The organism is Brevibacterium sp. 50QC2O2 (assembly GCF_024580675.1).
Taxonomy (GTDB): Bacteria; Actinomycetota; Actinomycetes; order Actinomycetales; family Brevibacteriaceae; genus Brevibacterium; species Brevibacterium moorei.
Window position 1 is genome coordinate 12,152 of record NZ_JANIJZ010000015.1, and the last position, 16,481, is coordinate 28,632.

A 16,481-nucleotide genomic window follows, 5' to 3' on the forward strand; every position below is an offset into this window, starting at 1 on the left:
ACGAGAAAGAGGATTTACGTGCCTGACGTCAATTTCTTTGATGAACTGCGCATCGGCCTGGCCAGCGGTGAGGACATCCGCCGCTGGTCGCACGGCGAGGTCAAGAAGCCCGAGACCATCAACTACCGCACCCTGAAGCCGGAGAAGGACGGCCTGTTCTGCGAGAAGATCTTCGGACCGACTCGCGACTGGGAGTGCTACTGCGGCAAGTACAAGCGCGTGCGCTTCAAGGGCATTGTGTGCGAACGCTGCGGTGTCGAGGTCACCCGTGCCAAGGTGCGCCGTGAGCGCATGGGCCACATCGAACTGGCCGCCCCCGTGACCCACATCTGGTACTTCAAGGGTGTTCCGTCCCGGCTGGGCTACCTGCTGGACCTGGCGCCGAAGGACCTGGAGAAGGTCATCTACTTCGCCGCGTACATGATCACCTCGGTGGACGAGGATTCGCGCCACCGTGATCTGCCGACCCTGCAGAACCAGGTCGACGTGGAGAAGAAGCAGATCGAGAACCGGCGCGACGTCGACATCGATCGCCGCGCGAAGAAGCTGGAAGAGGACCTCAAGGCCCTCGAGGCCGAGGGGGCCACCAAGCCCCAGCGCACCAAGCTGGCCACGGCCGCGGAGAAGGAGATGGGCAATCTGCGCAAGCACGCGGATCGCGACATCGACCGTCTCGAGAAGGTCTGGGACCGCTTCAAGAACCTCAAGGTCAACGACCTCGAGGGCGATGAGCAGCTCTACCGCGACATGGTCGCCCGCTTCGGCATCTACTTCTCCGGCTCGATGGGCGCCGAGGCGATCCAGAAGCGCCTGCAGGAGTTCGACCTCGAGGCCGAAGCCGAGATGCTGCGCGAACTGATCAAGACCGGCAAGGGCCAGCGCAAGACCCGCGCCCTGAAGCGTCTGAAGGTCGTCAACGCCTTCCTGACCACGGACAACAAGCCCGAGGGCATGGTGCTCGACGCCGTCCCGGTGATCCCGCCGGAACTGCGCCCGATGGTCCAGCTCGACGGTGGCCGCTTCGCCACCTCGGACCTGAACGATCTGTACCGCCGCGTCATCAACCGCAACAACCGACTGAAGCGTCTGCTGGACCTCGGTGCTCCCGAGATCATCGTGAACAACGAGAAGCGGATGCTGCAGGAGGCCGTGGACTCGCTGTTCGACAACGGCCGCCGCGGTCGTCCCGTCACGGGTCCGGGCAACCGCCCGCTGAAGTCGCTGTCCGATATGCTCAAGGGCAAGCAGGGCCGCTTCCGTCAGAACCTGCTGGGCAAGCGCGTGGACTACTCGGGCCGTTCGGTCATCGTCGTGGGCCCGACCCTGAAGCTGCACCAGTGCGGTCTGCCCAAGACCATGGCGCTGGAGCTGTTCAAGCCGTTCGTGATGAAGCGCCTGGTCGATCTGAACCACGCGCAGAACATCAAGTCGGCCAAGCGGATGGTGGAACGCCAGAACCCGCAGGTGTGGGACGTGCTCGAAGAGGTCATCACGGAACACCCCGTGCTGCTCAACCGGGCGCCCACGCTGCACCGTCTGGGCATCCAGGCCTTCGAACCCAAGCTGGTCGAGGGCAAGGCCATCAAGATCCACCCGCTGGTCTGCTCGGCGTTCAACGCCGACTTCGACGGTGACCAGATGGCAGTGCACCTGCCGCTGTCGCCCGAGGCCCAGGCCGAGGCCCGCATCCTGATGCTCTCGGCGAACAACATTCTGAAGCCCTCGGACGGCAAGCCCGTGACCATGCCCTCGCAGGACATGATCATCGGCCTGTTCCACCTGACCAGCGACCGGGACGACGTGCCCGGTATCGGTCGGGAGTTCACCGGCATCGCCGAGGCCCAGATGGCCTTCGACCGCGGGGAACTGGACCTGGGCGCGATCGCCAAGATCCGTCTGGGCGGCATCGTCCCGCCGGAGGGCACCGAGGTGCCCGAGGGCTGGACCGCAGGCGATCCGCTCGTCCTCGAGACGACCCTGGGCCGCGCGCTGTTCAACGAGACGCTGCCGGCAGATTACCCGTTCGTCAACCGCACGGTGGACAAGAAGACCCTGTCCGGGATCGTCAACCACCTGGCCGACGCCTACGAGAAGATCATCGTCGCCGACACCTTGGACAACTTCAAGGCCGCCGGTTTCTACTGGGCGACCCGTTCGGGCCTGACCGTCGCGATGTCCGAGGTCGTGTCCCCGGCGTCGAAGGACGCCCTGCTGGAGGAGGCCGAGGCACAGGCCGCCGAAGTGCAGGATAACTTCGACATCGGCGCACTGACCGATGAGGAGCGTCGTGCGGAGCTGATCCGGATCTGGGGTGACACCACCAACAAGATCGGTAAGGCGATGGAGGAGAACTTCCCCCGGGAGAACTCCGTGTTCCGTCTGGTGGAGTCCGGCGCCTCCGGTAACTGGACGCAGGTCCGCCAGCTGGCGGGTATGCGCGGACTGGTGACGAACCCCCGTGGTGAGATCATCCCGCGTCCCATCAAGTCGAACTACCGCGAGGGCCTGTCCGTCCTCGAGTACTTCATCGCCAGCCACGGCGCCCGCAAGGGTCTGGCCGATACGGCTCTGCGTACCGCCGACTCGGGCTACCTGACCCGTCGTCTGGTCGACGTGTCGCAGGACGTCATCGTGCGCGAGGAGGAGACCCAGGACAAGAAGGGCATCACCCTGCCGGTCGCGCAGGAGGATGCAGATGGCAATCTGGTTCCCCACGAGTACGTGGAGACCAGCGTGCTGGGCCGCATCGCGGTGTCCGACATCGTGGGCGCCGACGGCAATGTGGTGGTTCCCGCCAAGCACGAGCTCGGCACGGCGGAGATCGCAGCACTGGTCGCAGCCGGTGTCCGCGAGGTCAAGGTCCACTCGGTGCTGACCGCCGATTCGGACGTGGCCATCTCCGCGCAGCACTACGGCCGTTCGATGGCCACCGGCAAGCTGGTGGACATCGGCGAGGCGATCGGCACGGTCGCGGCCCAGTCGATCGGCGAGCCCGGCACCCAGCTGACGATGCGCACCTTCCACACCGGTGGTGTGGCGGAGGCCGGTTCCGGCGGCGACATCACGCAGGGTCTGCCCCGCGTGGCCGAGCTGTTCGAGGCCCGGACCCCGAAGGGCTTCGCCCCGATCGCCGAGGCCGCAGGCCGCGTGAAGATCGACGACACCCGCAAGACCCGTTTCGTCATCGTCACCCCGGACGACGGCGGCGAGGAGATCGAGCACGCAGTCGGTCGCCGCGCCCGCCTGAAGGTCCAGGAGGGCCAGCACATCAAGGCCGGCGAGCAGCTGACCGAGGGTGCTGTGGATCCGAAGCAGGTGCTGCGCATCCTGGGTCGCCGCAAGGCCGAGCAGTTCCTGGTCAACGAAGTGCAGAAGGTGTACCGCTCGCAGGGCGTGGGCATCCACGACAAGCACATCGAGGTCATCGTGCGGCAGATGCTGCGCCGTGTGACCGTGATCGAGTCCGGCGACACCAACCTGTTGCCGGGCGAACTGGTCGACCGCGGACGCTACCTGGCTGAGAACCGCCGGGTGGTGGCCGAGGGCGGTAACGCCGCCTCCGCACGTGATGAGCTGATGGGCATCACGAAGGCCTCGCTGGCCACCGAGTCGTGGCTGTCCGCCGCGTCGTTCCAGGAGACGACGCGCGTTCTGACCGAGGCCGCGATGGAGGGCAAGTCCGATCCGCTGCTGGGCCTGAAGGAGAACGTCATCCTCGGTAAGCTGATCCCGGCCGGTACGGGTATGCACCGGTTCCGCGATCAGATCGTCGAGCCGACCGATGAGGCGAAGCAGGAACTGTACTCGGCCGAGTTCAGCTCCATCTACGCCGGCATGGGCGATGGCGCGACCATTCCGCTGGAGGACTACGACTTCGACGGTATGGACGATATGTGATCGTCTGATCCGCTGAGGTCAGGGGCCGCACACCCATCGGGTGTGCGGCCCCTGTGCATATTCACCTGTCGGGACGCCCGGACACGCGGTTTCCCCGGAAACACGTCTTTATAGTGCCGTGTTCGCGGGGAAACCACGTGTCGGCTGTGTCGGGGCCTGTGGACGCGCGCACGACCGGTGCGTCGTGGGCCTGTGGACCGGCACACGTGTTCCACAGGGGACCCCACGGGGGTGGACGGCGCATGGGTACGGCGCCAGGCTCTGTGCCATGTTCAACACGTTCACGAGCGCTCAGGCCAGCGCACTGGGGATCCGCCCCGAGGTACTCCACACAGCCCAGTCCTGTTGCCTGTTGCGACAGTCCAGGGGCATCTACACGGTCCTCTATCCGTGCCGGGTCCATCCGGAGTTCGTCGGCCTGATCGATGATGAGGAATCCGTAACGCTGGCGCGCAGCCTCCGGGAAGACGGAACGAACACTGGGCGGGCGGCGCGTTTCTGGCGGTTGGCCCATATGGGTCTGATCACGGTGGCTCCGGGGATACGGACCACGGATGTGGTCAGCCATGAGTCGGCTGCGCTGATCCGCTGTGTCCCGATCCTGCCGATGCGCCTGACCAAGGTGATGGTGAGCAACCCCGGACGATCCGAGACGCAGGTGGTGTGTCGGCGCCGCAAGCGCAGTGTGCCGGAGGGTTCCGTCGGACTGTGGCAGGGCCTGGCGGTGGCGACCGCGGCTCGGGCAGCACTCGAAATGGCGTCGGATGTCTCGGTGGAGGCGGGGGTGATCGCCCTCGACCACGTCATCCGAACCGCTGCGGACCCGGACTCCATGCGCGGTGTCCTGTTGGGCATGGTCGAGGCGGATGGGCGTTTTGCACGCAGTGCGAGGCTGGCGAGGTGCCTGGCCTGGGCGACCGGGTTGGCGGAGAGCCCGGCGGAGAGCCTGACGGTGGTTCGATTCGCCGAGTCGGGTAGCCTGCCCCGGTTGCGGCAGCAGGTGGAGATCTACGATGAGCACGGGCGCTTCATCGCGCGCGTGGACTTCCTGCTCGACGACGACAAGATCCTGGAGACCGATGGCGCGGCGAAGTACAAGACCATCGCCCAGGGCGGCTACCGGAGGGACGGCGAGGACCCGCTGGAGGCCGAAAAGCGCAGGCAGTACGCGCTACAGGCACTGGGCTACGAGGTCCACCGGCTGATGTGGGCCGACATCATCGACCCGGCGCGTTTCAGAAAACGGATGCGCCAAGCCAGAATTGTGCTGGGGCCCCGTGGAACACGTCGTTCCTACGGAAACACGCGTCTATAGCCGCGTGTTCGTGTGCGAACCACGTGTTGTGGGCCGCCTCACCCCAACAACACCTGCAACTCATCCCACCGGCTGCGCGGAACGCGTTTGAGCTCCTTGACGGCATCGGCCATGCGCACATGCGCGATGTCGATCCCGCGCAGCGAGGCCATCTCACCCCAGCGGTGCTCGGTGGCCAGATCCACCGCCGCCAGGCCCAGACGGGTGGCCAGCACCCTGTCATAGCCGGTCGGCGCGCCCCCGCGCTGCAGGTGGCCCAGGATCATCGAACGCGTCTCGATACCGGTGGCCTCCTCGATCAGCGGTGCCAGGTGGTTCGCGACCCCGCCCAGGCGCACCCGGCCGTGCTTGTCCAAGCCGGCCTCGGACACCTGGGAGTCCACGTCCTCGGGCACGAAGCCCTCCGCCACGACCACGATCGGGGCGCGCCCCCGGTCCTTGGCCGAACGCACCCATTCGTAGATCTGCGCATAGGACACGGGGAACTCGGGGATCAGGACCGCGTGCGCGCCGCCTGCCATTCCGGCATTGAGCGCGATCCACCCGACATTGCGGCCCATCACCTCGATCACCATGCAGCGGTGGTGTGATTCCGCGGTGGTGCGCAGGGAATCGATCGCGTGCGTGGCGATGGCCGCGGCCGTGTCGAAGCCGAAGGTGTAGTCGGTCCCGCCCAAGTCGTTGTCGATCGTCTTGGGCACCCCCACCACGGGCAGACCCTCATCGTCGGCCAGGCGCGCCGCCCCCGCCAGGGTGCCCTCGCCACCGATAGCGATGACCGCGTCCAGTCCGCGTTCGTCCATCACCTGCCGCATCCGCGCCGGCCCCCCGCCGGAGTACGGATGAGTGCGCGAGGTCCCCAGGATGGTGCCGCCGCGTCCGGAGATGCCGCGCACCGCATGTGTGTCGAGTTCGAACATGTCGTCCTCGAGCAGCCCGCGCCATCCGTCGCGCAGCCCCATGAAGGAGTGTCCGTGGGCTCTTACGCCCTTGCGCACGGCGCCGCGGATCACGGCGTTGAGCCCCGGCCCGTCGCCCCCGGATGTCATGATGCCGATGTTCATGGGTGTGCTCATATTGCTCCTCCTGAGCCTCGGCCGACGGTTCCGGCCGGCGATTGGGTCGGTGCCCGGCTCAGCGCGTGAGCCGGCGCTTGTCCTCGGGTTCGAGCTTCACGGTGTGGCCGGCCATGACCGAGAATCCCTTGAGCACCAGAGTGCCCTGGGAGCCATCGCCCTGCGCCGACTTGCGGATGGTGTTGCCGGCCATGATGTTGATCGTCTCGTCGACCACGCGCACCCCGGCCGGGACGAAGATGTCGTGCCCGCCCATGAGTGAGTACAGGTTGAGGGTCAGCAGCACGCCGGGGCCCATGACCTGGCGCAGGTGGATGTTCGACCCACCCATCAGCGCGTAATCGCTGAGCTCCGGGGTGCCCGCCTCGAGCTCCAGATCGCCGCCGCTGAGGATGTCGACCTGGTTGCGGGCGCGCCCGGCCCCCGGCAGCACGGGCAGGTTGTTCTCACCCGAGGTGGCCGGTGTGTGGCCGGTCCCCGGCACCTGCAGGCCGTGCCCGGCGCCGAGGCCCCCGCCGGCCGTCTGCGCCGTGTACCGGGCGTGCAACTCACGCCCCTCCGGGAGGTCGGCCAACAGGGCGGGGAGTTCGTCGATGTACTTCGCCCGCATCGCCCCGGTTTGGCGTTCGTCGAGTTCTCCGACGTCCAACCGGCCCGCGGCGTGGGCCAGCGCCAGCACATTGAGCACCGCATCGCGGTCGCTGTCGGCCGCGCGTACCCGCGGGGCCCGGTGTGCGGGTTCTTCGGCCGGAGTCTGTTCATCCACGTGTTCCAGCCTACGACACGTCCGCCCAGTTCACAGGTTCACAGACGCGGCACAGGCTGGACACACACCGGGCCTCGCCGCGGCCGGGACCCTGATCCCATGACGATAGGCAAGAAGACGATAGAGACGAAGAAACTGTGGCTGAACCTCGGTGTCGTGGCGATGCTGCTGCTGGCCGCACTCGTGTACCTGTGGAATCTCACGGTCTCCGGCTACGGCAATGCCTTCTACGCCGCGGTGGTGCGCGCGGGTTCCCAGGACTGGACCGCGCTGCTGTTCGGCTCACTCGATGCGGCCAATGGGATCACCGTGGACAAGCCACCGGCGGCCTACTGGATACCCGCCCTGTTCGCCCGGATCTTCGGGTTCTCATCCTTCACCGTGCTGTTCCCACAGGCGGTGATGGGCGTGGCCACGGTCTGGCTGGTCTACTGCACGGTCGCGCGCACCAGCGGGCGGGCCTGGGGCCTGTTGGCGGGGCTGCTCATGACGCTGAGCCCCGTGGCCGTCATGATGTTCCGGTTCGACAACCCCGACGCGATGCTGACCCTGTGTCTGACCCTGGCCGCCTATCTGACGGTCCGTGCCATCCAATCGCCGCGGCGGGCCGACTGGTGGATGCTGGGCTGTGGCCTGATCATCGGTCTGGCCTTCCTGACGAAGATGCTGCAGGGCTTCATGACGCTGCCGGCTCTGGGCCTGGCCTTCCTCATCGCCGCACCGGGTGGGTGGCTGCGCCGGCTCCGTGGTCTGGCCGTGGGCGTGGCGGGCCTCATCGTGCCGGTGGTGGCCTATGCCGGCGTGTTCTACGCCTGGCCCGCCGATGAACGCCCCTATATGGCCGGCACCGAGGGCAACGACTTCTGGGAGTTGGTCTTCGGCTACAACGGGCTGGGGCGGATCTTCGGCGGTTCGGGCAACGGCGGTGGAGGCATGGGCGGGCAGTCCTCCGACGGCAACCTGGTCACGAAACTGTTCTCCCTGGGATTGGGCGGCTCGAACACCGGCTTCGGCGGCTCCACTGGCATCCTGCGCCTGTTCAACACGGGCTTCGGCCCGGAGATCGCCTGGCTGCTGCCCACCGCGGTCATCCTGCTGGTCGCAGGCCTCATCGCCACCCGCCGGGCCGTGCGCACCGACCCCAGCCGGGCCGCGCTCATCGTCTGGGGTGGCTGGCTGCTGGTCACGGTGGGGGTCTTCAGCTATATGGAGGGCACCATCCACCCCTACTACGTAGTGGTCCTGGCCCCGGCCATCGCGGGACTGACCGCGGTCGGCGCACAGGCGGTCCTGGCCCGAATCCAGGACGACGACCGCGCCTCCGCCACAGCCGGCGGCGAGGCCTCGCACGGGCACCATGCGGCCGCCGGCGGTCGAGGCTCCCGCGCCTTCTGGTACCGCGCGGGCCTGGGTGCGGCTGTAGCCGCCGGCGGGGCGAGCGCCTACTATCTGCTGGCGGTCAACGGCGCCACCTGGCTGCCCTGGCTGCGCTGGGTCCTGCTGATCGGTTCCCTGCTCGCGGCCATTGCGATCACGGTTGGACTCGACCAGTTGCGGATAGCGGGATTCAAACACATCGGCGCGGTGGTGCTGACCGCAGCACTCGTGTTCGGCGCCGGCGGCACCGCAGCCTGGTCCCTGGCCTCGGTCGGCAATGCGTACACGGGTTCCATCCCCGCATCCGGCCCGGCCGTGGCCGGAACCGGCACGGGCGGCGGTATGGGAGGTGGGATGGGCGGCGGCCCCGGCGGCGCGGGCGGGCAGAGCCAGAGCGAGCTGGTCGACCTGCTGCAGCAGACCACCACTACGTATTCGGCCGCCATGTCCGGGGCGACCAGCGCAGCGGAGTTGATGATCTCCTCGGACACCGAGGTGCTCGACATCGGCGGGTGGAACGGCTCCGATTCCTTCCCCACGCTCGATGAGTTCAAGCAGTTGGTGGCCGATGGCGAAATCGCCTATTACATCTCCGGCGGCCAGGGCGGCGGGCCCGGCGGGGGCAATGACGAGATCGCCGCGTGGGTCGCGGACAACTACTCCTCGACGACCGTGGGCGGCTCGACCGTCTACGACCTGACCCAGGCGAAGTCGTGAGCGACGACCGGGGCCGGCGCGCGGGGGCTGTGGGCGCCCGGCCCGCGGGGTTTCCGCAGGCTCAAAGCGAGGCCACAGTTTCAGCCAATGACCGCCATATCCGCCCGGAGTGTGATGAGAACATGGACACGACGAACAGCATGCAGACCGGCTATGCGGATGCGCCCCAGACCCTGAACGCCCTGGCAGACGGCGATGACGATCCACAGTTCACGAGCGGCCCTGTGCCGGCCCCCGGCAGACGGGGGAGTCGGACCACGGTGGACCTGGTCGTGCCCGTGTACAACGAACAGGCCCAGCTGGCGGACACGGTCTACACCCTGTTGGGTCTGACCGCGGAATCGGCGAATGACGTCACCATCGTCATCGCCGACAACGCCAGTACCGACCGGACCGGCCGGATCGGCGAGGACCTGGCGCGGCTGCAGCAGCGCGTGCGTTACGTCCGACTTGACCGGAAAGGGCGCGGCCGGGCGCTGAACCAGGTGTGGAGCGCCTCGCGGGCCGATGTCGTCGCCTATACGGACGTCGACCTGGCCACCGACATCCGCCTGCTCGATCCCATGGTTCAGGTGCTGGCCTCGGGGACCGCGGACGTGGCGATCGCCTCGCGGTTGTTGCCGGATTCCAATGTGGTGCGCGGCCCCAAACGTGAAGTCATCTCCCGCTGCTACAACCGGCTGCTCAAGCTGGGCCTGGACGTGGGGTATTCCGATGCGCAGTGCGGGTTCAAGGCGCTCAGCCGCAGGGCCGCCGATGCGCTCCTGCCCCATGTGAGCGACGTCAACTGGTTCTTCGACACCGAGGTCCTGACCTTGGCCCAGTGGGCGGGCCTGCGGATCCACGAATTCTCCGCGGACTGGACCGATGACCCCGACTCGTCCGTGGACGTGGTCGCCACCGCGTTCGAGGACCTCAAGGGGATGGCCCGGATGCGCCGGGACCTGCGGCGCTCGGCGATCCCGCTGGAGCGGATCTCCGCCGAGGTCGGTCGGCCGGCCGCCGTGCCGAACCTCGGTGCCCAGATCATGCACTTCGTGGACGTGGGCATCGTGTCCACCGTGACGTACTCGCTGGGCTTCCTGCTGCTGGGGATGTTCCTGGACGTCAACCTGGCCAACTTCACCGCACTGTTGGCTTCGGCGGTGCTCAACACCGCGCTCAACCGTCGGCACACCTTCGCCGCGCGCAATCCCCGCGGCAAGCTGGCCCACCACCTCAAGGGCCTGGCCGTATTCGCCCTGTGCTGGCTGTTGACCTCGGCCGCGATCCAGATGACGACCGGGCTGCCCACCGTGGCGGTGCTGGTGGCGGTGACCGTGGCCAATGTGGGCGCGACTGTGCTGCGCTTCGCGCTGCAGCGCCTCTGGGTCTTCGCCGACACACAGCGGCGAGCCTCCCGCCCCCGCACCGCGTCCCATTACGCGTCCCGCTCGGAGGGCGACTCGACGACACAGCCGAAGGAACACTGAGATGACACACACGACTCCCGCCCTGCACCTGGTTAGGGCCTATCTGGGGCGCGATCGGGTACACAGGACCGATCGCGCCCCGGGCGCGGACCACGGTCCCGAGTCGCGGACACCGGTCGCACGGGCACACCGGACGGGCCTCGGGACGTGGTGCCGCGGCCACTGGTACGGACTGCTGCTGGCCCTGCTGACCCTGGGCACTATGGGCGGTTACCTGTGCAACCTGAAGGCCAATGGCTGGGCCAACAGTTTCTACGCTGCAGCGGTCCAGGCCGGCAGTCAGAACTGGGAGGCGTTCCTCTTCGGATCCTCCGACGCGGCGAACGCGATCACCGTGGACAAACCCCCGGCCGCGCTGTGGTTGATGGAGCTCAGCGTGCGCCTGTTCGGCCTGGGCAGTGTGCAGATGCTCGCACCCCAGGTGGTGTTGGCGGGACTGGTCGTGCTCATGCTGGGCCGGTCAGTGCGGATCGGCCTGGAGGGGCTCGTCGGCGCCACCGCATCCCGCTGGGCGGGCCTGGCCGCGGGCGCGATCTTCGCCCTGACCCCGGTGGCGGCCCTCATGTTCCGGTTCAACAACCCCGACGCCATGTTGATCGCGTTGATGGCCGCCGCGGTGCTGTGCACGCAGCAGGCCGTGCGGTCCCTGAGCGGCCGCACAGCCCAGGACACATGCGCTGGGCGCGTCGGTCGACGGCTCGGTCGCAGGGCCTCCACCGGCGGGCCTCACCCCGCCGGGTGGTTGGCCCTGGCCGGCGTGGCCCTGGGCTTCGGCTTCCTGACCAAGCAGTTCCAAGTCCTCTTCATCGTCCCCGGCCTGGTCGCAGCCTGGCTGCTGGGCGTCTCCCTGCTGCCGCGTGTCATCCGGCCGGGTTGGACCCGCCGCCTGGGACTACTGGCCTGGCCAGTCACCACCATGCTGGTATCCGCAGGCTGGTGGGTCGCCCTGATCGAACTCCTGCCCGAGGACAAACGCCCCTATGTGGGCGGCTCGCAGAACAACTCCTTCCTCGAATTGACCTTCGGCTACAACGGCCTGGGCCGTCTGACCGGTGACGAGACCGGCAGTGTGGGACCGGGTGGGAACTTCGGGGAGACCGGCTGGAGCCGCTTGCTCAGCGGTTCCTTCGCCCTGCAGGGCTCCTGGCTCCTGCCCATCGCACTCCTGTCCGTCTGCGCGCTGGCCGCCAGCCTGGTCTCAATCGGCCGGGCCGCGAGGAAACAGGCCCTGGCCGAGGTCCCCGTTGGCACCACGACCCGGGCAGCTTTCGACGCGCAGGCCCTGACTGTCCCGGCGAAGACCTCGGCCGCTGGACGCCGTGGCGGACCGGTGACCCCCACCGCGCTCGCCGCCGGTTGGACTGCGCTCGTGGCCTGGGGTGGGTGGTTGCTGGTCACCTGGCTGGTCCTGAGCAATATGAATGGCATCGTCCACGAGTACTACACGGTGGTGTTGAGCCCGGCCATCGCCGCGTGTATCGCACTGGCCGTGCCGGTCCTGCTGGCACATCGGCGCATCTGGACCCACCCGGTGCTGGCGGTCGGCGCAGCCGGGACCGGGGCCTATGCCTTCTGGCTGTCGGCCTCGGTGTCCGGCGTGCCCGCCTGGCTGCGCTGGACGGTCCTGGGCGCCGGCCTGCTGGCGGGCGTGGTGCTGATCGTGCGGGGCCTGCCCGGTATCTCGCGCGGGCTGGGCCGGAGCCTGGCCGCCGTGGCACTGGTGGCCGGACTGGTGGCCGGGCTGAGCGTGCCGGCCGTGTTGACAGTCAACACGGTCAACGCCTCGGCCACGGGGTCTTTGGTGCAGGTTGCCGGAACCGGCGGGATGGGCGGTGGCCAGAGCGGGCCGGGCCTGGGCGGCCAGCAGACCGGCTCGCAGTCGGCCGCCTCACCGTCCGCTGATGGGACGGCACAGGGCTCACCATCCGGCGGGATGGGCGGCATGGGCGGTCTGCTCACGGGCAGCGAGCCCAGTACCGAGCTGAGCGAGTTCCTGGCCCAGGACGCCGGGGACTACACGTGGATGGCGGCCATCATCGGCTCCAACAACGCCTCGGGCTATCAACTGTCCACCGGGCAGCCGGTGATGGCGATAGGCGGATACAACGGCACCGACCCCTCGCCCACGCTGGCCGGCTTCCAGGAGTACGTGGCGCAGGGGAGGATCCACTACTACATCGCCGCGAGCAATCTGGCGGACCAGGACGACTCCGCCGCCCGGATCGCCGAGTGGGTCGAACAGAACTACACCGCGCAGACCGTCGACGGCACGACCGTCTACGACCTCGGCGGGAATTGAGAAGCACGTTGGGCGCCCCTGCCGGGACTTCGGCCGCAGGGAGCGGAATCAGGCGCCGGGCGAGCCGCATAAGAGAGGCCTGGGGAACGATAATGGAAACCGTGAACGGAACAGGGACGAAGCACATGGCACATACAGATGGCACTCCGATGCGCATTCTGGTCGTCGACGACGAATCGAACCTGGCCGAACTGCTGGCCATGGCCTGCACCGTGCAGGGCTGGCGCGCGGAAACGGCGGGGACCGGCCGCGAGGCCGTCCGACTGGCCCGGATGGAACCCTTCGACGCCATCATCCTGGACGTTATGCTGCCCGACCTCGATGGCTTCGAAGTCCTGGCCAAGCTGCGCGGCGAGGGCATCGACACCCCGGTGGTGTTCCTGTCGGCCAGGGATTCGGTGGACGACCGCCTCAACGGTCTGCGGCTGGGCGGGGACGATTATGTGACCAAGCCCTTCAACCTCGAAGAGGTGATGGCCCGAGTGGCCGCTCGGCTGCGCCGGACGGGTACCCTGCCCGAGGACGAGTCCGGTGTCCTCAATGTGGGCGACCTGCAGCTCAACGAGGCCAGCCACGAGGTCAGCCGCGACGGTACGCCGATCGACCTGACTGCGCGCGAATACGAGGTCCTGTTGCTGTTCATGCGCAATCCGCATGTGGTGTTGACCAAGGCGCAGATCCTCGACCGGGTGTGGGACTACGACTTCGGCGGCAATGGCAATATCGTCGAGCTCTACATCTCCTATCTGCGCAAGAAGATCGACGCGGTCGTCCCCGACAAGCCCTCGATGATCCAGACCAAGCGCGGTGCCGGCTATATGCTGCGGGAGGTTTGATGGAGTCCGATTCCCCGGCACCGAACCGGGGACGGCCAACGGGGATTCCTCCGAAGCCGGCCTTTCCGCCTCCCGCGCCAAACGGGCAGGCAGCCGGCCAGGCAGCTGCGCCGCCAAACGGTCAGGCAGCCTCGCCGTCAACCGGCCCGGCAGCCTCGCCTGCTGCGGGCTCAACACCGCGCCGCGGAATGCATCCGAGCCTGCGGGCCAGGCTGATTCTGACGACCCTGAGCGTGCTCGTGGTGATCGGCGTGGGCATCGGGCTGGCCTCCGTGCTGACCGTGCGGGCCTCGTTGATGGGCAACCTGGACGAACAGCTGCGGACCACGGCCGAGAGCGCCCAACACGGCCCCGGCGGGGGAGCGCGTTCCGATGGCGGAGTCGGTGGCACTTCGGGCGGTCCGACGGCTGCGGCGACGGCGTCCGGCAGTGCGGCGGCCCAAGGCGAGCTGCCGGCGGAGTACCGCCGGTGGCTGCGCTTCCTCGACATGCCGGGTCAGGGCGATCGCACCATCGCCATGGTGACCGATGGGTCGACCGCGATCGGCATGATCACCCGGGCCGAATACGGTGCGCCGCAGTCCCTGGAGGAGGCGGACGCACGCAGTCTGATCGGTTTGAACGCCGACGAAGCCGCGCACAGCATCTCCCTGCCCACCCTGGGCAGTTATCGCGTTATGACCTTCGACCAGCAGGGCCTGCGCGTGACCTACGGGATTCCGCAGGACGGCGTGGACTCCGCACTGCGCACCACGGGGGCGTGGACGGCGGGTGCCGTGGGCATCGGCCTGGTGGCCGCCGGGCTGGCCGCCGGCCTGGTGATCTCCCGGCAGCTCCGGCCGCTGCGCCAGGTGGCCCGGACCGCGCGCGAGGTCGCCGGCCTGGATCTGAGCCCCGGCGGCACGGCCGTGGAGGTGCGGGTCCCCCAACCCCTGGTGAAGAACGGCACAGAGGTGGGGGATGTGGCCGCGGCGATGAATGCGATGCTCGGCAATGTCGACGAGGCGCTGGCGGCCCGGTACCGTTCGGAGCTGCAGATGCGCAGGTTCGTCGCCGATGCCTCGCACGAACTGCGCACGCCGCTGACGACGATCCGCGGCTATGCGGATCTGACCAAACCGCTGCGCTCGCAGTCCCCGGCTCAGGTCGCGCAGGCGCTTGAGCGGATCGACGCCGGGGCGCTGCGGATGTCCGGCCTGGTCGACGATCTGCTGCTGTTGGCCCGGCTGGATGCCGGACGCGAACGGGTGCAGACAGCCACCGTGGATCTTTCGGAGCTGCTGATCGAGATGGTGGGCGATGCCCACGCCACGACTGCCGACCACGACTATTCCCTCGAACTGCCACCCGAACCGGTCGAGGCCCTGGGTGACCGGTCGCGGATCGTGCAGATCGTGGCGAATCTGCTGACGAACGCCAGGGTCCACACCCCGCAGGGCACACATATCACCGTGAGCGCCGAACGAATCGGGGAACAGGCAGTGGTGCGGGTCGCCGACGACGGCCCGGGGATCGATCCGGAGTTGGGCGAGAAGATCTTCGACCGTTTCGCCCGCGGGGACCAGCAGCGCGCCCGTTCCAACGAGGCCCAGGTCCAGGGTGGGTCCTCCGGCTTGGGACTGGCGATCGTGAGGTCGCTGGCGCGGGCCATGGGCGGAGACGTGTCGGTGGCCTCGAGCCCGGCCGGCGCCGTATTCACCGTGGAATTGCGCGCCACGAGCTGAGGCGCACAACGCCGCAGGGGCGGATCCATGTGGATCCGCCCCTGCGGCGTGCCGTGGTCGAGCGCGGCTCTCAGCTTTCAGCCGCTGCGGTCTCCTGGCTGCCGGTGCTGTCATTCGAGGTGTCGGTCGCGCCGGCGTTCGCGCCGTCTGCCTGCTGGGCTCCGGGGCCACCCGAGGTGTAGCCGGCGTCCTGCAGTGCGCTGAGCACGGTGTCGTATTCCATGTCGAGCGCCGTGGCCAGCTGTGCGGCCATCGGATCCTCACCGGAACCCGTGCCGGAGGAGTCGCTCGAACCCGACTGGGCGCCCTGGGGCGGCTGCGCCTGGGCGGTCGAGTCCGTGGACGATCCGGCCTGCCCGGTCCCCGCGGACCCGGAGCCCTGCCGGCCGCCTGCCTGACCGCCGGGGGCGCCGTCGGCGGGCCGTGCGGACTCGACTGTCTGGATCGCCTCGGTGACCTTGTCCTCGGTGGTGTCCAGGGCCGTGGCCAGAGCCGCGGTGTCGATGCTGGAGAACGGGCTCTGTCCGCTCTGGCCGGCCGCGGAATCCTGCGCGCCGGACCCGGTTTGTGACTGGGATGTCGAATCGGCGGTGTCGGCCGTACTCGTGCAGGCGGCCAGCCCCACTCCGCCGAGTCCGACAGCCAGTGCGACTCCGACCGATGTCAGAAGCCGGCGCGGGGTGATCTTGTGTGCCCGTTCCTCCGCCTCGTGGCGGGACTTGCGCCGTGCCCGGTTCTCCGTTGCCGTCGAGTGTTTCTTTTCCTTGGGTGCCATTGTCTTCTCCTGCCCGTGTGGTTCGACGGTTCAAGATTCGCCGCCGTCACCATGCGGCTCATTTGCAGAGGATGTACCTCAGCTGTGATCTGTCGGCACCGGTCCTCCCACTGTAAGGAACCGGCGGGCTCCCCGCGAGCCGGCGTCCTTCGGCGGCTGCCAGGCGGCGCGCGGCTTTTCACAGCTGTGGCATAGAAACGGCATAAGCACGCTCCAGGGCCGACGAC

At 68.2% G+C, this 16,481-nt stretch carries 10 protein-coding genes; 7 read left to right on the top strand and 3 right to left on the bottom strand.

What is annotated here, in order from left to right; genetic code table 11:
• Positions 1-18: 18 nt before the first annotated feature.
• Complete coding sequence (locus NQ038_RS12045; protein ID WP_257062667.1) at positions 19-3,897, top strand: DNA-directed RNA polymerase subunit beta'; 3,879 nt, start codon at positions 19-21, stop codon at positions 3,895-3,897.
• 268 nt (positions 3,898-4,165) lie between these two features.
• Entirely contained in the window at positions 4,166-5,212 is a 1,047-nt protein-coding gene (locus NQ038_RS12050; protein WP_257062668.1) for a hypothetical protein, read from the top strand.
• Positions 5,213-5,250: 38 nt separating this feature from the next.
• On the opposite strand, the gene NQ038_RS12055 is transcribed toward NQ038_RS12050, so the two are convergent.
• Positions 5,251-6,276 (bottom strand): ATP-dependent 6-phosphofructokinase, encoded by a 1,026-nt coding sequence (locus tag NQ038_RS12055; RefSeq protein ID WP_257048630.1) that lies wholly within the window; start codon positions 6,274-6,276, stop codon positions 5,251-5,253.
• Between the two features lie 70 nt (positions 6,277-6,346).
• Positions 6,347-7,054, bottom strand: a complete 708-nt coding sequence (locus NQ038_RS12060; RefSeq protein WP_257062669.1) for a DUF1707 domain-containing protein — start codon at positions 7,052-7,054, stop codon at positions 6,347-6,349.
• A gap of 99 nt (positions 7,055-7,153) precedes the next feature.
• Between NQ038_RS12060 and NQ038_RS12065 the strand changes: the two genes are divergently transcribed.
• The 5 genes from NQ038_RS12065 (at position 7,154) to NQ038_RS12085 (ending at position 15,479) form a co-directional block, all read left to right on the top strand.
• The gene (locus NQ038_RS12065; RefSeq protein WP_257062671.1) at positions 7,154-9,148 is read left to right on the top strand and encodes a glycosyltransferase family 39 protein; all 1,995 of its coding nucleotides are present in this window, start codon (positions 7,154-7,156) and stop codon (positions 9,146-9,148) included.
• Between the two features lie 122 nt (positions 9,149-9,270).
• Positions 9,271-10,620, top strand: coding sequence for a glycosyltransferase (locus tag NQ038_RS12070; protein ID WP_257062672.1), 1,350 nt, complete (start codon positions 9,271-9,273; stop codon positions 10,618-10,620).
• Position 10,621: 1 nt separating this feature from the next.
• Positions 10,622-12,919, top strand: coding sequence for a glycosyltransferase family 39 protein (locus NQ038_RS12075; RefSeq protein WP_257062673.1), 2,298 nt, complete (start codon positions 10,622-10,624; stop codon positions 12,917-12,919).
• Positions 12,920-13,044: 125 nt separating this feature from the next.
• Positions 13,045-13,755 carry a response regulator transcription factor gene (locus NQ038_RS12080; protein WP_257062674.1) on the top strand — a complete coding sequence of 237 codons (711 nt, stop codon included), beginning with the start codon at positions 13,045-13,047 and terminating at the stop codon, positions 13,753-13,755.
• A gap of 188 nt (positions 13,756-13,943) precedes the next feature.
• Positions 13,944-15,479 carry a cell wall metabolism sensor histidine kinase WalK gene (locus NQ038_RS12085; RefSeq protein ID WP_257048541.1) on the top strand — a complete coding sequence of 512 codons (1,536 nt, stop codon included), beginning with the start codon at positions 13,944-13,946 and terminating at the stop codon, positions 15,477-15,479.
• Between the two features lie 70 nt (positions 15,480-15,549).
• On the opposite strand, the gene NQ038_RS12090 is transcribed toward NQ038_RS12085, so the two are convergent.
• The gene (locus NQ038_RS12090; RefSeq protein ID WP_257048542.1) at positions 15,550-16,254 is read right to left on the bottom strand and encodes a hypothetical protein; all 705 of its coding nucleotides are present in this window, start codon (positions 16,252-16,254) and stop codon (positions 15,550-15,552) included.
• Between the last annotated feature and the right edge of the window lie 227 nt (positions 16,255-16,481).

What these genes read in the sequence shown, in the direction of transcription:
- NQ038_RS12050 (WP_257062668.1), top strand. Translation starts at nt 4,166, where the DNA reads ATGTTCAACACGTTCACGAGCGCTCAGGCCAGCGCACTGGGGATCCGC.
- NQ038_RS12055 (WP_257048630.1), bottom strand. Translation starts at nt 6,276, where the DNA reads ATGAACATCGGCATCATGACATCCGGGGGCGACGGGCCGGGGCTCAAC.
- NQ038_RS12065 (WP_257062671.1), top strand. Translation starts at nt 7,154, where the DNA reads ATGACGATAGGCAAGAAGACGATAGAGACGAAGAAACTGTGGCTGAAC.
- NQ038_RS12070 (WP_257062672.1), top strand. Translation starts at nt 9,271, where the DNA reads ATGGACACGACGAACAGCATGCAGACCGGCTATGCGGATGCGCCCCAG.
- NQ038_RS12075 (WP_257062673.1), top strand. Translation starts at nt 10,622, where the DNA reads ATGACACACACGACTCCCGCCCTGCACCTGGTTAGGGCCTATCTGGGG.
- NQ038_RS12080 (WP_257062674.1), top strand. Translation starts at nt 13,045, where the DNA reads ATGGCACATACAGATGGCACTCCGATGCGCATTCTGGTCGTCGACGAC.
- NQ038_RS12085 (WP_257048541.1), top strand. Translation starts at nt 13,944, where the DNA reads ATGCATCCGAGCCTGCGGGCCAGGCTGATTCTGACGACCCTGAGCGTG.
- NQ038_RS12090 (WP_257048542.1), bottom strand. Translation starts at nt 16,254, where the DNA reads ATGGCACCCAAGGAAAAGAAACACTCGACGGCAACGGAGAACCGGGCA.